Genomic DNA, 14,100 nt, shown 5'->3' on the forward strand with positions numbered 1-14,100 from the left:
GTCGTGCATCTCGCGTTCGAACCGCCCGGCCGGGAACGACAGCTTGGCCAGGCTGGGCACGGCCGGGGCGTCCGGGTCCAGGTGGAGGTGGAGTTCGATCCGGGAGTCGGGTGGTCCGGCCACCAGCAGGTAGACGACGCGGACGGCGGCGCGGGCGGTCAGGCTGCCGTGGGCGGCGGGGTCGTCGTGGTGGGCGGCGACTAGGGCGAGCCGGTAGCCGTCGGCGAGCAGGCTTTCCGTCCGGGTGCGCAGTTCGGTGGCGGTGACCTCGACGGCGGTGCGGCGGGCGGGCAGCGGAATCGCTGCTCGGTGCGTCCTGGGAGTCGCGGCGTCTGCCGTGGGCGGATCGGGGCTGGGGACGGTCACGGGTCTCTCGCTCGGGTGTGCGGGCGGATGTTGTGCAGGCCGGTGTTGGGTAGGCGGTGCCCGGCGTGCGCTTGTGCTGACCGCCCGCTCGGGTCACCGTGGTGCTAACAGGCCGCCGGCGGTGGTCAGGAGGTGCTCGAGCGGGCCGGCGGTGAGGCCGAGCGCGACGCAGGCCACGACGCCGACGACCAGCGGCGCGGCGACGGTGGGCCGCAGCCGAAGTGCAGGCCCGTCTGGTGCGGCCGGTCCGAGCAGCAGGTCGATGCCGCGTCGGGTCAGCGCGACGAACGCGACCAGCATGGCGATCAGGGCGGCGACGAGCGGCCCGGCGAGGTGCGCGTCCGCCGCGCCGCGGGCAATGCCCACCTCGGAGGAGAACAGGGCGAACGGGGGCAGGCCGAGCAGGGCGACGAGGCCGACCCCGAACACTGCCCCGAGCAGCGGGCCGCGGGCGAGGACGCCACGAGCGTCGGCGATGGCTGTGGAGTCGTGGGCGAGCTGCAGGTGTCCGGCGGACAGGAACAGCACGGACTTGCCCAGGCCGTGCGCCAGCACGTGCAGCAGCAGTGCGGCGATCGCGAGGTCGGTGCCGGCGGCGGCGGCGACGGCGAGCAGGCCCATGTGTTCCTGCGAGGAGTAGGCGAGCATCCGCTTGTAGTCGCGTTGCCCGACGAGCAGCAGTGCGGCGACCAGGAGCGTCGCCAGGCCTAGTGTGAGCAGGCCGGCGCGCAGGAAGCCGGGGCCCAACGCGCCGTCGGAGATGACTTTGACGCGGAGCAGGGTGGTGAACGCGACGGAAAGCAGGACGCCGCTCATCAGCGCCGACACGGGGGCTGGGGCCTGGGAGTGGGCGTCGGCGAGCCAGGTGTGGAACGGCGCCAAGCCGGCTTTCGTGCCGTAGCCGAGGAGCAGCAGGGCGACGGCAAGACGGGTGACGTCCGGGTCGAGGTGGGGGGCGGCTGCGGCGAGCGTGTCGAAATCCAGGCCGCCCCCGCCCGCGGCTGCGGCCCCGGCGTGGACGCTGGCGAAGTACAGGACGACCGTGCCGAGGAACGCCAACGCGATCCCGACCGAACAGATGATCACATACTTCCAGGTGGCTTCCAGCGACGCGCGGGTACGGCGGTGTCCGACGAGGAAGGCGGTCGCGACCGTCGTGCCTTCGACTGCGACCCAGACCACGCCGAGGTTGTTCGCCAGTACGGCCAGGGCCATCGTCGCAAGGAAGAGGTTGACGAGGATTCCGTAGGTGCGGGCGTGGGCGGAGGTGGTGTGCCCGCGAGCGCGTTCGGTGTCGAGGTAGGCGATGCTGCCCCAGGTGGCGAGCGTCGCGACCGCGCCGATGACGATCGTCATGACAGCGGTCAGGGCGTCGGCTCGCAGCAGGCGCCCGGCCGCGAACACGTGCCCGCTGCCGACCGCGGCGGCCAGGATCCCGCCGCTGACCAGCGTGGCGACCGCCGCGGCGACGCTGGCGCACCCGGTCGCGCGGCGCCAGCCGGCCGCGCCGACGACGACGGCGCCGGCCAGCGGCGCGAGCAGCGGTGTGATCATCGCCGCGGTCACCCACGGGGTGGTCGTCACCGCGGTGGACACGGCGGTCGCGGTGTCGGTCATTCGTGCAGCTCCTGGAGTTCTCCGAGGTCGGTGCCGCCGAACTTCACCCGCATGCGACCGGTCAGGGCGGCCACAACCAGGACGGCCAGAAGCAGGTCCAGCGATGCGCCGAGCTCGACGACGAGCGGGACGCCGGAGGTGAGCAGGAAGGCCAGCGCGGCGATCCCGTTGTCCAGCGTCAGGAAACCGATCACCTGGGACACGGCGCGGCGGCGGGTCGTGAGGACGAGCAGTCCGATGAGGATGACGGCCAGGGCGGCGGGTGCGGCATGGGTGGCAGGGCTGGGATCAAGCGTGACAAGCGGACGACTGACGGCGTAGGCCAGCGCGGTCAGCGCAGCGGTCAGCAGCAGGGAGACGGTGGTGCTGACCAGCGGGGTGGGCTCGCGGGTCTCCTCCGGGTCGTCGTGAGCGTGCGGTTCGGGACGCATGGCGCTGCCGCTCCCAGGCACGTCGAGATCCAGGTCCAGGTCGCTGCCGGCGTACCGACCGCTGTCCGTCCAGTCGGCGGCCGGTCGGACGATCGTGGGGACCAGCCGGGAAACCAGCCAGGGCAGCATGCCGCCGCGCAGCACGAGGACAGCGAGCGCGACGCCGACCAAGTGCCCTTCGTGTCGGTACAGCCCGCTGACGAACGGGATCGCGGCCAGTGCCGTGCCCTGCGCGCTGAGCAGGCGTACCGAGGGGCCGAGTTGGCGGCGCCACACCGCTCCGACCGCGCACAGCAGCTGCAGGCCGGCGGCCAGGTGCAGCAGGTCGGTGTAGGCCGCTGTCGTCATCCGCTCTCCCCTTCAGCCCGGGGCGGCGAGGAAGTAGGAGGTGGTCACCGCGAGCAGCCCCAGCAGGAACGACCCGGCCAGCAACTCCGGGACCCGGAACAGCCGCAACTTGGCCAGAAAGACCTCCACGCCGGCGAGCACCACAGCGAATACCAGGACCTTGCCCGCGACCGCGAGTAGGCCCACCAGCAGGCCCACGGTCCCGCTGCCGGCGTCCGCGACCCCCCACGGAACGAACAGGTTCGCCAGCAGCGCCAGCAGCACGGTCAGGCGCACCGCCGCCGCCCACTCGATCAGCGCGAGCCGCGGTCCGGTGTACTCCAGGATCATCGCCTCGTGCACCATCGTCAGCTCGAGGTGGGTGGCGGGGTTGTCCACCGGCAGCCGGCCGGTCTCGGCGACGACGACGACTGCCAACGCGGCGAACGCGAGCATCGCCGCGGGCGACGCGACCCGGCCGGGGTCGCCGACTGTGGCAGCGACAATCTCTCCGAGGTTCGAGGAGTGCACCGGCACCGACAGGGCGAAGCCGGCGACGAGGACGGTCGGTTCGACGAGTGCGGCGATCGTGACCTCGCGGCTCGCGCCCATCCCACCGAACGCCGTGCCGGTGTCGATCCCGGCCAGCGTCAACGCGACCGTGCCGACCAGGAGCAGCCCGACTACGGCGAACAGGTCCCCGACCGGGTCCAGCGGGGAAGCGGTGGTGACGGCCGGCACGATAGCCGCGATCAGCAGGCTGGTGCCGGCCAGCAAGAACGGGGCCGCGGCGAACACGACGGTGGTGCCGGCCGGGTCGATGCGCTGCTTGCCGAGCTGCTTACGCAGGTCGCGCCACGGCTGCGCCCAGCCGGCCCCGGCCCGACCTTCGAGACGGGCGCGGACCTGGCGCATGCCGCCGACGACCAGCGGCGCCCCGGCGGCGGTCGCGGCAACCTGCAGCACCATGCCGGCGGCACCGGCGGCGCTCACCGGGCCACCAGCAGCGCGACGATCAGGCCGGCCGCGCCGTAGGCGAGGTAGGCGTGGATGCTGCCCATGTGTGCGCGCCGTGCGATCCGGGCCGCCGCGGCGACCGCACGGATCACTGGCGTGTACAGCGAAGTCTCGACCGTGTCCCGCAGCCTCGACCGGTAGGTGACCTTCGCCACCAGGTAGGGCGCCTGGCTGTAGTGGGTGACCGCTAGCTCGACGTCCGGGCGCAGCACACCGTCGAAGACCCGTTGCAGCGGTTCGGCGAACGAGGTCGCGGTGTACTGCATCCGAGCCGTGAGGGCACCGCCGCCGCACGCCCACAGCTCGGCTGTCCGCGGCGCCGGGCGGCGGCGGGCACGCCACTGCGTCGCGCCGAAGGCCAGCAGGACCCCGGCGGCCACGCCAAGGGCGAGCAACGCCGGGGACATCGACCCGCCGACACCGGGCAGCCGCAGCAGGGCCCCGAGCCTCGGCTGCGGGGTGCCCGCGCCGGCAGGCAGCTCGGGCAGGACCCGCGACAGCGCGGGGGCCAGGACCGCGGGGGCCACCGCGAGCACGCCGCAGGCCAGCGCTGCGAGGCCCATGCCGACGGCCATCGCCCGCCCGACCTCGCTCGCCCGCTCCGCTTCGGCGCTGCGGGGCCGGGCCAGGAAGCCCACCCCGAACGCCTTCACCATGGCCGCGGTCCCCAGGCCGGTGGTCAGCGCGACGACGCCGACCGTGAGCGGCATGACCAGCGCGACCATCGTGCCGCCGGCGGGCAGGGCGTGGACGAGGCTTTGCAGCAGCAGCCACTCGCCGACGAAGCCGCAGCCCAGTGGCAGCCCGGACGCGCCGAGCGCCGCGATGCCGAACGCGGCCGTGGTGGTGGGCATCCGTGGGGCGAGCCCGCCGAAGGCGTCGAGGTCACGCAGGCCGGTCGCGGCGGCGACCGCGCCGGCGGCGAGGAAGCCCAGCGACTTGAATGCCGCATGGCCGACGAGGTGCACGAGCGCCGCGGTCATAGCCACTGCGGCGACCGCCGGGATGCCCGAGGCCGTGAGCAGCATCGCGGTGCCGAGCGCCACGCAGATCAGGCCCATGTTCTCGCTGGTGCTGTAGGCCAGCAGCCGCTTGAGGTCGGTCGCGACCGCGGCCTGGAGCACGCCGTACACCGCCGTGACCGCGCCTGCGGCCAGCAGCGCCAGGCCCCACCAGCGGGGGCCGGGACCGAGCAGGGTCACGTCAACACGCAGGATGCCATAGATGCCGAGGTTGACCATCGCGGCGCTCATCAGGGCCGACACCGGCCCGGGCGCTTCCGGGTGCGCGCGAGGCAGCCACGCGTGCAGCGGCACCAGGCCCGCCTTCGAGCCAAAACCGGCGACGGTCAGGAGGAACACCGCGCTCCTGGTGGCCGGGGAAAGACTGGCCGCACTGGCGCTAAGTTCTGGGAACCCCTCCGCGCCCGCAGCTGCGGCGAACACGACGAGGCCGACCAGGACGGCGACGAATCCCAGGTGGGTCATGGCCGCACACCACACACCGGCGTCTCGCACCTCGCGACGGCGCGCCTCGGCGAGCACCAGTAGCAGGCTGCTCAGCGCCATCAGTTCCCACAGGAACAGGAACGTCGTGACCGAGTCGGCCAGCGGAACGCCGAGCATGCACGCAAGGAACAACGGCAGCACCGACAGCGGCGTGCGACCCATGTGCCCGTGCGCGGCGTACCCGGCGGTGTAGATCCCGACGACCACTCCCACCGCGCCGGTCACCACCATGAACAGCCCGCTCGTCGCGTCCGCGGCCAGCCGCAGCCCGGCGAGCGGCACCAACCAGCCGACGCTCACCGGCGCGAGCCCACCACTGATCGCGGCCACGCCGTAGACCACCCCGACCGCGCCGACGACACCGGCCCCGGCGCCGGCGACCGAGGGCAGCGCCCGGGACGGCGCGGCGAGGACCGCCAGGCAAGCCAGCACGGTGACCGCGGCGAGGACCGCGGCGAGAACGGGGCCGCTCACCTGCCGGTGACCTGGCGGAGCACGTGGATGATCTCCGTCGGGGTGGGTTGGCACCCGGGCACCTCGGCGTCCACGGCGACGACGTCGCTGACCGGCCCCAGCACCCCGTACCCGCCGGCGAACTCCCCGCAGTTGCGCGCGCAGTCGCCCACGGCGATCACCACTCGAGGCTGCGGGGTGGCCTCCACCGTGTCCCGCAACGCCTGCGCCATGTTGCGGGTGACGACACCCGTCACCAGCAGCCCGTCGGCATGGCGCGGGCTGGCCACCAGCCGGGCACCGTACCGTTCGGCGTCGTACACCGGCGAGAAGCACCCGCCGAGTTCGATCTCGCAGCCGTTGCACGAGCCAGCATCGACGTGTCGCAGCTGCAGGGACCCGCGCACCAGCGTCGGTGCGGCCGAGGACTCGGGCCGCGGCGGGGCGGGTTCGGCGATTCGGCCAACGCGTCGGATTGCGGCGAACAGTCCCATGGTCCTCCCGAAATGAGTCGTCGTCGTTGTTCCGGGTTTGCATCACCGAGCTGTCCGGCGAGAACGCTTTCGGCAAGTTACTCGCGGTTCCGAACGCACCCGGCGTGTCGACGCGCGCTATTCGTGGAGAACTTCGCGGTCCGCCTCCTGCCGGTCCACGGCATGCTCGTCGTCGTGGCGGTCCGGCCGCTCGGTAGAAAGGTCCGCCCTGAGCCTGTCTAGATCCACTGCGGGCGAGTGGTACTTGAGCCTCCGGGCGACTCTCGTCTGCTTAGCCTTCGCTCGGCCGCGCGCCATCGCTAGACTCCCTCCAAACCATCCGCGAGGTTCACTGTTCCACGTAATCTCGAAGTCTGTGCGAGCGCGAGGGGTGGCGCAGCTTCGACAAGGTCCTCGATTCAAGCTGTCGGATTCGCTCGCGGCTCACCCCGAACTCGCGGCCGACCTCGTCCAACGTCCTGGGACGGCCGTCAGCCAAACCGAACCGCAGCTCGATGATTTTCTTGTCGCGGTCGGACAACGTGCGCAGGATCGAGTCGATCTGCTCCCGTAGAAGGACAGAACTGACTGCGTCGAACGGCACCACCGCGTCCGCGTCCTCGATGAAGTCCCCGACGTGGGCGTCCGTGTCCGCGCCGACCAGCGCGTCCAGCGAGACTGGCATCCGGGCGACCTCGAGGACCTCCCGGACCTTTTCCGGCGAGAGGTCCATCTGCTCGGCGATCTCTTCCGGAGACGGCTCCCGGCCCAAGCTCTGAACCAACTGCCGCTGTATCCGGGTCGTCCTGTTAATCGTTTCGGCCATGTGGACCGGGACCCGGATCGTCCGTGCCTGGTCGGCGAGCGCCCTGCTGACGCCCTGCCGAATCCACCAGGTGGCGTAGGTGGAGAACTTGTAGCCCTTGGTGTAGTCGAACTTCTCCACCGCCCGGATCAGACCCAGGTTGCCCTCCTGGATCAGATCCAGAAGGAGCATGCCCCGGCCGACGTAACGCTTCGCGACCGAGACGACGAGCCGCAGGTTCGCCTCCACCAACGCGCGTTTGGCCACCTGGCCGTCCCGCTCGACGGCCTCGAGGTCGCGGCGCCGCTGCGGGGAGATCCTCCTCGCCGACGCGGCGAGCTTCTCCGAGGCGAACAGGCCGGCCTCGATCCGCTTGGCCAGGTCGACCTCCTCTGCCGCGCCGAGCAACCGGACCTTGCCGATCGCCTTGAGGTACATCCGGACGGGATCGGAACTGCCCGCATTGAGCGCCTGTTCCTCCTCGTTGCGCCGGCGGGCGAGCAAATCCGCCTCTTCTCCGTCGGCGTCCTCCCCGCCGGCATCGTCGAGAACCTCGACGTCCTTTTCGGGACGCTCGGGTAGGACCCGGCGGAAGGGCTCCGGCATCATTGCGCCCGGTGCGCGGTCCGCCACGGACGCGCTAGCAGCCGGCGGCGAGGGCATGGGTCGCAGCCGCCGCGACGGCGGGAGTGAGGCGCGGGTGGTCGAGGGGAGGCAGCAGCCCGCCGGAGGGCGTAGCGGCGACGAGGGCGTGCACGGCGGCGGCACGAGCCTCGAGGGTGATCGGCTGGCGGGTGTTGACGGCCGCGCGCAGCAGCCCGGGCAACGCGTGCAGCGGACGGGGCCCTGAGGTGGCAGCGGCCAGCGGAGGAGGAGTTTCCGGGCGGGCACGCAGTACGAAGACGCCCTCCGGCGGCGCCGCCAGTCCGATCAGGTCGACGATCAGGTCGAGGTCGGCGGCGAGCCGGTGCAGCGGTCGGATGCCGTACTCGATCGGGTCATAGAGCGTGAGGTCACCGACGCCGACCGCGATTAGCAGGCCGCTCAGATCCCCGCCTCGGGCCGGATCTACGACGGCCACGCGGGCGCGGCCCGGGTTGACGCCGCGCGCCCGCAGGTAGTTGAGCACCGCGGCGGTGGTGGCGACGGCGAGGCCGTCGTTGACAGCGTCGAGCAGCAGGTGGGAGTCGGACGCGAGCGCGGCGCGGGCGGCGTCGACGCGGCGGAGGTGAGTGTGGACTAGGACGGTGGCGGCGAACCCCGGGGCGAGCATGCCGATCGCGGTCGCAAGGTCGGCCGGGTCGCGTGCGGCGACCGGCAGCGGGACGACGTCCAGGCCAGTGGCCAAGTGGAGGTGGAGCGCCTGGGACTCGACCGCTGGCAGAGCGGCCTCGGGGGCTAGCGGCTCGAAGTCCAGCACCGCACTGGCATCGGTCAGCAGCGCCACCCTGCGGGAACGGCCGGTGAACCGGTCAACGTGGCGCGGGTGGCCTGCCAGGTAGTCGATGACGCGTCGGTCGGCGTCCGCGTCGGACAACGCCAGGTCGTGGCTGGTCGTGGTCGCAGCGCAGGCCCGCTGGACGAGCTTGCCGGTGGACGCGGCGACGAAGACCAGGTCTTCGGCCAGCAGCAGGTCCGCGCCCAGCCGCTGGCGCAGCGCACTGACGAGCCAGCGCAACGTGGGCCCGCCGTCGGCATCCAATGTGATATGACGATCGCCCGCTGGATCCGACTCGTCGGCGTGAACCGTGATCGTGCCGGGAGCGTCGGAAACGACCGTCGTGACCGTCGCCGCCGCCGGTCCCGGGACGCGGATGCGGATGCTGTAGGCGGGCTTCGCCCCGGGCGGATTCGGGGTCATCCCGTCGACGCCCTGACGACCTGCCCGAACGGCACCGTCCACGACCAGGGCGCCCGGTTCGTTGCGGCCGCCCCGCTCGGCGCCACCTGGTTGGCTCCGCCGCTCGCGCGATCCGCGGACGGCTTGTACCTCGCCGGCCGGTTCGATGGCTCTGCTCCCGCGTTCACCGCGCACTCGTCTCGGCCTCGCGGAGCTCCTCGAGCAGCCCTGCCTGCCCAGCGAGCATCTCGGTGAGTATCCGCCGCGCGGCCTGCATCAACTCGGCCACGTCGACACCAGCCAGCGCGTAGACCACGGTCGAACCGTCGCGGGTCGCGGTCACGATCCCCGACCGGCGCAACACCGCGAGCTGCTGCGACAGGCTCGACGGTTCGACCTCGATCGCCGTCAACAGGTCCCGCACCGGCGTGGGCCCGGCCTGCAACAGCTCCAGCACCCGGATCCGCACCGGATGACCCAACATCCGAAAGAGCTCCGCCTTCGCCTGGTACAGCGGAACCTGCACCGCCACCCGCCTCCTCCCTGATACACCACGCGGAACGGCCGAGGCTGCGAGGTTCCACGTTAGAAAACTACCATGTCATCAATTGAAGAATCATGCAATCTCTCGGCTTGCCGACCTTCTGGTCCGGCGCCTGCGAAGCCGAGACGCCTGCCTCCGGCCCGGCAGGCGGCAGGCGGCAGAGCGCCGGGCAGCCCCGCTACGGAAGCTCCCCGTCCTCGGCCTGGTCGTCGTCGCCTCGCTGATCGCCGGCCTCGCTCCGAACATCCCCGTTCTGCTGGTCGGCCGGGTCCTGCAGAGGGTCGGCGCCGCCATCGCCGGCCCAACGGCGCTGGCGTTGTTCACCACCGCGGTCTACGGCCTGGTCCACGCCGCCGATGCCGGGTGGAGCGACACCTGGACGATCGTCACGCTTGCGGCCGCCGTCGTGCTCTTCGCCGCGCTGCCGGTCGTGGATTCCCGCTCCACCGAGCCGCTGCTGCCCGGGAGGGTCTTCGCGCACCGCGACCGGCTGGACGGCGTCGTCAACCTGCTCCTCCTGGCCACCGTGCTGGGCAGCTTCCTGTTCTTCCTTGCGCAGTACCTGCACACCGTGCTGGATCTGAGCCCGATCAAGTCGGGCCTCGGCCTGCTGCCCTTCGCGGCGCGGCCATCCTGCTCGCCGCTCAGCTCATCACGAAGTACGCCGGGAAGGTCGATCTCAAGATCCGCGGCGTCGCCGGACTAATCCTGATCTTCATCGGGACGGCCTGGCTGAGCCGGCTCGACGACAACAGCGGCTATGCCTCGGGGGTACTTCCCCAAATCATCATCATCGGGCTCGGGGTGGGGCTGGCCGTCGCCCTCTTCACCATCATCGTCCTCTCCAGCTCCGCGCCCGAGGACACCGAGGACACCGGGGTCACCGGGGTCACCGGGGTCACCGGGGTCACCGCGGGCATCGTCCAGACGTCGATCAGCGTGGGCGGTCTGATCGGCATCGCCGTATACCTTCTTCCCTTCGCCCAGGGCTCCGGCTCCGTGGTGGACCACTTCTCCCGCGTGTTCACGTGGATCGCCGCCACCGCGGTCCTCGGCGTGTTGACGTCGGTCGTGTTCTGGTCCGGCCCTCGCAGGAAGGTCATCGCTGCCGCACCCCCGGCCCAGGCGAACGGAAGCGGCGACAGCCTGCCGTCGGGCCAGGCCCCCAGCCTCCAGTCCTGACCGGCGGTCCGGTACCTTCCCGCCCGGTGGGACGAAGCCGCACCGAGCGGGTGGAGACCGGTGCCTCACGTCTCGATTCCCTTTCCGCACCAGCCACGCTCGGGACGCCCGCCCGCCGTCCGGGCCAGCAACGCCGCACCGGCAACGCAGGCGCCGCGGCAGGCCCACACTGGCTCACGGTCGGACTCGCCGCGGCCTGGGTGACCCGAAGGTCAGGCCGGCGAGACAGCTGGGGTCGCGGCGGCCGGGTCGGTCGCCGACGCGGGCTCCCACAGCGTGTCGGGGTAGGCGCGGCGCAGGTCGGGGGCGATGTCGGTGGCGAACCATTCGAGCTGCTCGCGCTGCCAGGCGATCGGCAGGGAGTCGACGCCGATGCCGGTGAGCTGCTGGCCGTACAGCTCGGTGAAACGGTGGATCTTTTCGAGGACCTGCTGCGGGCTGCCGACGAGGGCCGAGCCCTGCTCGATGAACTCCTCCAGCTCCCAGAACGGCGAGTTGTTGTGCTTCGCGGCGGGGGTGGCCCGCTGGGCGTTCCAGAACGGCCGGTACGCCTCGAGCGCCTCCTGGGAGGTCTTGCGGATCAGCAGGGCCGGGAAGCCACTGCCGACCAGGGGCTCCCCCGGATGGCCGTACTCGGCCCAGCGCTGCCGGTAATGGTCGATGAGGTCCTTGTACTGGGCCACCTTGAAGAATCCGTTGGCCGAGTACAGCGGGTCGCCGTGCTTCGCGGCCAGCTCCGTCGAATGCCGGCTCGTCGCACTGCCGTGCCAGACCCGGATCGCCGACTGGTAGGGGCGCGGCTGCGTCGTCAGGTCGACCAGCGGCTCCCGGTAGCGCCCGGACCAGGTCACGCTCTCCTCCGACCACAGCCGGCGCAGCAGCTCGTACTTCTCGGCGAGGACGTCCCACTGCTCGGCCGGGTCGAGCCCGAAGGTCGCGTAGTGCGGCGCGTGGTTGCCCTTCGCGATGACGAGGTCGAGCCGGCCGCCGCTGAGATGGTCGAGCAGCGCATACTCCTCGGCCACCCGCACCGGGTCGTGGATGCTCAGCACGGTGACGCCGGTGAGCAGGCGGACCCGACTGGTGCGGGCGGCGACCGCGGTCAGCAGCACCGACGGCGACGAGCACAGGAACGGTGCGCCGTGGCGCTCGCCGATCTGGTAGGCGTCGTAGCCGAGCTGCTCGACCAGCGCCGCCTGATCCAGGACGCTGGCGAGCTTGTCATGCTGCCCCATGGTCACACCCGTGTGCGGGTCCGGAGCATTGATGATCAGCGAAAGCGCGACGAACTTCACGACGCTCAGCATACCGATCGGTCAGGTAGATATTGCCCGAACACAGCGTGCGGCTCGGATCTGTGCGCTGTGTGGCGGACCCTGCGTCCCCCGCGGCCCCCATCTCCAACCATCACCGACCCCGGGAGGCTTCGTGGGGTCAGCCGGCGACAACGACCGCAGCTTGCCTTGCGATGGGCGCGGCAGCGAGATGAACCGCCCTCTCGTCAAGCCGCTCTGCCGGTATGCAGCAGAAGTGGGCGCACGGATACCTCGAATGATTTTTTGGGTCCGAGGACGACTACTGTGGTGATTTTCCCGTCCGTACCGACCCGACGAATGCGCGCGTTCCCGGTATCGCCGATGTAGACAACACCATCGGCACCAACCTGCAGGCTGGTAGGGCCATTGAGCGGAGACCGGGTGGCCGGTGCGCCGTCGGCCGAGAGGCCACTCATCCCGGTACCGGCTACAACACTCTCCAGCCCCTCGGCGTCGATCATCACGATGCGTGAATGCTCGGGCACGGCCAGGTAAATCCTGCCGCCAGCGACGGCCAAGCCGACCGCGCGCGCCAATAGCGCCATCTCAACTCCCGAGGGGTCGGGATCCTTCGATGCGAAGAGGACCGGGCGGATCCGCCCACCAGTGTCGATCTTCCTAATTCTAGAATTTCCCGTGTCAGCAACGTAGACGGTGCCGTCCGTGCCCACCGCCACTGTCCGCGGGCTGTTCAGTGCCGTGGCAGGGATCTTACCCGGTCTGTTGGCCAGGCTAGCGGAAGGACCGGAATTCAGCAGGAATGATCTACCACACGCCGAGGGAACCGTCACCTGCCGTGCGCTGGCGCTAGAGTGACCGCATGCCCGCGCGCCGGAGTCTCTGGTGGGCCGCCACATCGGCGGTCCGCACCCAGCGCGCGTAGTCCAGCACGCGGCCGCCCACCCCGGCGGCCGCCATCGTCACCTCGGCACAGCGAGTGAGGGACGGCCGTCGGCTCACGACGGCCCGCCCGACGCCACGAGGAAACGATCATGGATCTGCTCCACCCCCTGCTCGCCACCGCGATCGCCGGTGGCGAGCCCGGCCCCTTCGCGCTCCTGCGCCGCGAGGGCGCCGACCACCTCGACGTGCTGCGCGGCGGGCTCGACGTCGTCGACCGGCTCGCCGACATACCTCTACCCGAGGGCCCCACCGGCCCCACTGGGGCAGCCGGGGCAGCCGGGGCAGCCGGGGCAGCCGGGCCGCATACCCTGGCCCTGGTCCCCTACCGCCAGCTCACCGAACGCGGCCTGACCTGCGTCGACGACGCGATGCCGCTGGAATGCCTGCGGGTCGACGAGCACGAACGAGTCCCGCTCGCGACCGCCCTCGCCGCCCTGCCCGACCGCGCCGTCACCGCGACCGGCGGGCACTTCGACCTCAGCGACGAGCAGTACGCCGAAACCGTTTCCACGGTGCTGCGCGAGGAGATCGGCCGCGGCGAGGGCGCGAACTTCGTCATCCACCGCGTCTACACCGCCGCCCTCGACGGCCCGCCGCTGGTCGCCGGGCTCGCCGCGCTGCGCCGGCTGCTGCTCGGCGAACGCGGCGCCTACTGGACGTTCCTCGTCCACACCGGGACCCGGACCCTGGTGGGTGCCACCCCGGAACGGCATGTCAGCGTCGACGCCGGGCTCGTGATGATGAACCCGATCAGCGGCACCCACCGGCTGCCCGCCACCGGTCCGGACCCCGCGGCGCTGCTGCGTTTCCTCGCCGATCCCAAGGAGATCGACGAGCTGTACATGGTGCTCGACGAGGAGCTGAAGATGATGGCCCGGGTCTCCGGGAACGGCGGCGAGGTCATCGGCCCGCAGCTGAAGGAGATGGCCCACCTCGTGCACACCGAGTACCTGCTCGCCGGCCGCGGCGATGCCGACGTGCGCGACGTGCTGCGCGAGACGATGTTCGCCCCGACCGTCACCGGCAGCCCGCTGGGCAACGCCCTGCGGGTCATCGCCCGCCACGAACGCCGGGGACGGCGCTACTACGGTGGGGTGTGCGCCCTGCTCGGACGCGACGAGGCCGGCCGCCAGACGCTCGACGCCCCGATTCTCATCCGCACGGCGGAGATCACCCCCGACGGGCGGCTGCGGGTGCCCGTCGGGGCGACGCTGGTCCGCCATTCCACCACCGCCGGCGAGGTCGCCGAGACCTACACCAAGGCCGCCGGCATACTCGCCGCCCTCGGCCTGCGCCCGTCCGGCGGCCCCCTCCCCAC

The 14,100-nt window shown here is 71.5% G+C and carries 14 protein-coding genes and 1 pseudogene; 3 read left to right on the forward strand and 12 right to left on the reverse strand.

All coding sequences use genetic code 11. The features are described from left to right. The 10 genes and pseudogenes from NBZ85_RS16530 to NBZ85_RS16575 all read right to left on the reverse strand — a co-directional run. Positions 1-366 (reverse strand): annotated as a pseudogene (locus NBZ85_RS16530) (NADH-quinone oxidoreductase subunit C); the annotation flags it as partial. Between the two features lie 93 nt (positions 367-459). Next, positions 460-1,983, reverse strand: a complete 1,524-nt coding sequence (locus NBZ85_RS16535; RefSeq protein ID WP_261562173.1) for a proton-conducting transporter transmembrane domain-containing protein — start codon at positions 1,981-1,983, stop codon at positions 460-462. Then, positions 1,980-2,762, reverse strand: a complete 783-nt coding sequence (locus NBZ85_RS16540; RefSeq protein ID WP_261562174.1) for a hypothetical protein — start codon at positions 2,760-2,762, stop codon at positions 1,980-1,982. Before NBZ85_RS16540 ends, NBZ85_RS16535 begins: the two co-directional genes overlap by 4 nt. Before the next feature lie 12 nt (positions 2,763-2,774). Next, positions 2,775-3,734: a respiratory chain complex I subunit 1 family protein gene (locus NBZ85_RS16545; protein WP_261562175.1), complete on the reverse strand. Its 960-nt coding sequence runs from the start codon at positions 3,732-3,734 to the stop codon at positions 2,775-2,777. Beyond that, on the reverse strand, positions 3,731-5,740 hold the full coding sequence (locus tag NBZ85_RS16550) for a proton-conducting transporter transmembrane domain-containing protein (RefSeq protein WP_261562176.1): 2,010 nt from the start codon (positions 5,738-5,740) through the stop codon (positions 3,731-3,733). Before NBZ85_RS16550 ends, NBZ85_RS16545 begins: the two co-directional genes overlap by 4 nt. Further along, the gene (locus tag NBZ85_RS16555; protein WP_261562177.1) at positions 5,737-6,213 is read right to left on the reverse strand and encodes an NADH-quinone oxidoreductase subunit B family protein; all 477 of its coding nucleotides are present in this window, start codon (positions 6,211-6,213) and stop codon (positions 5,737-5,739) included. Before NBZ85_RS16555 ends, NBZ85_RS16550 begins: the two co-directional genes overlap by 4 nt. Before the next feature lie 117 nt (positions 6,214-6,330). Beyond that, entirely contained in the window at positions 6,331-6,510 is a 180-nt protein-coding gene (locus NBZ85_RS16560) for a DUF3073 family protein (protein ID WP_261562178.1), read from the reverse strand. Positions 6,511-6,541: 31 nt separating this feature from the next. Beyond that, on the reverse strand, positions 6,542-7,660 hold the full coding sequence (rpoD, locus tag NBZ85_RS16565; RefSeq protein ID WP_438803085.1) for an RNA polymerase sigma factor RpoD: 1,119 nt from the start codon (positions 7,658-7,660) through the stop codon (positions 6,542-6,544). Further along, complete coding sequence (locus NBZ85_RS16570) at positions 7,638-8,858, reverse strand: malic enzyme-like protein (RefSeq protein WP_261562180.1); 1,221 nt, start codon at positions 8,856-8,858, stop codon at positions 7,638-7,640. Before NBZ85_RS16570 ends, rpoD begins: the two co-directional genes overlap by 23 nt. A 163-nt stretch (positions 8,859-9,021) precedes the next feature. Continuing rightward, positions 9,022-9,363 (reverse strand): ArsR/SmtB family transcription factor, encoded by a 342-nt coding sequence (locus NBZ85_RS16575; RefSeq protein WP_261562186.1) that lies wholly within the window; start codon positions 9,361-9,363, stop codon positions 9,022-9,024. Between the two features lie 82 nt (positions 9,364-9,445). Between NBZ85_RS16575 and NBZ85_RS16580 the strand changes: the two genes are divergently transcribed. Beyond that, the gene (locus tag NBZ85_RS16580) at positions 9,446-10,087 is read left to right on the forward strand and encodes an MFS transporter (RefSeq protein WP_261562181.1); all 642 of its coding nucleotides are present in this window, start codon (positions 9,446-9,448) and stop codon (positions 10,085-10,087) included. A gap of 98 nt (positions 10,088-10,185) precedes the next feature. Then, the gene (locus NBZ85_RS16585; RefSeq protein WP_261562182.1) at positions 10,186-10,563 is read left to right on the forward strand and encodes a hypothetical protein; all 378 of its coding nucleotides are present in this window, start codon (positions 10,186-10,188) and stop codon (positions 10,561-10,563) included. Between the two features lie 212 nt (positions 10,564-10,775). On the opposite strand, the gene NBZ85_RS16590 is transcribed toward NBZ85_RS16585, so the two are convergent. Beyond that, the gene (locus NBZ85_RS16590; RefSeq protein ID WP_261562183.1) at positions 10,776-11,870 is read right to left on the reverse strand and encodes an LLM class flavin-dependent oxidoreductase; all 1,095 of its coding nucleotides are present in this window, start codon (positions 11,868-11,870) and stop codon (positions 10,776-10,778) included. A gap of 194 nt (positions 11,871-12,064) precedes the next feature. Continuing rightward, positions 12,065-12,736 carry an NHL repeat-containing protein gene (locus NBZ85_RS16595; protein WP_261562184.1) on the reverse strand — a complete coding sequence of 224 codons (672 nt, stop codon included), beginning with the start codon at positions 12,734-12,736 and terminating at the stop codon, positions 12,065-12,067. A 135-nt stretch (positions 12,737-12,871) separates the two neighbouring features. Here NBZ85_RS16595 and NBZ85_RS16600 point away from each other — a divergent pair. Continuing rightward, the coding region (locus NBZ85_RS16600) for a chorismate-binding protein (RefSeq protein WP_261562185.1) at positions 12,872-14,100 on the forward strand (1,229 nt) is incomplete at its 3' end.

Source organism: Frankia tisae (assembly GCF_025403405.1).
GTDB lineage: Bacteria > Actinomycetota > Actinomycetes > Frankiales > Frankiaceae > Frankia > Frankia tisai.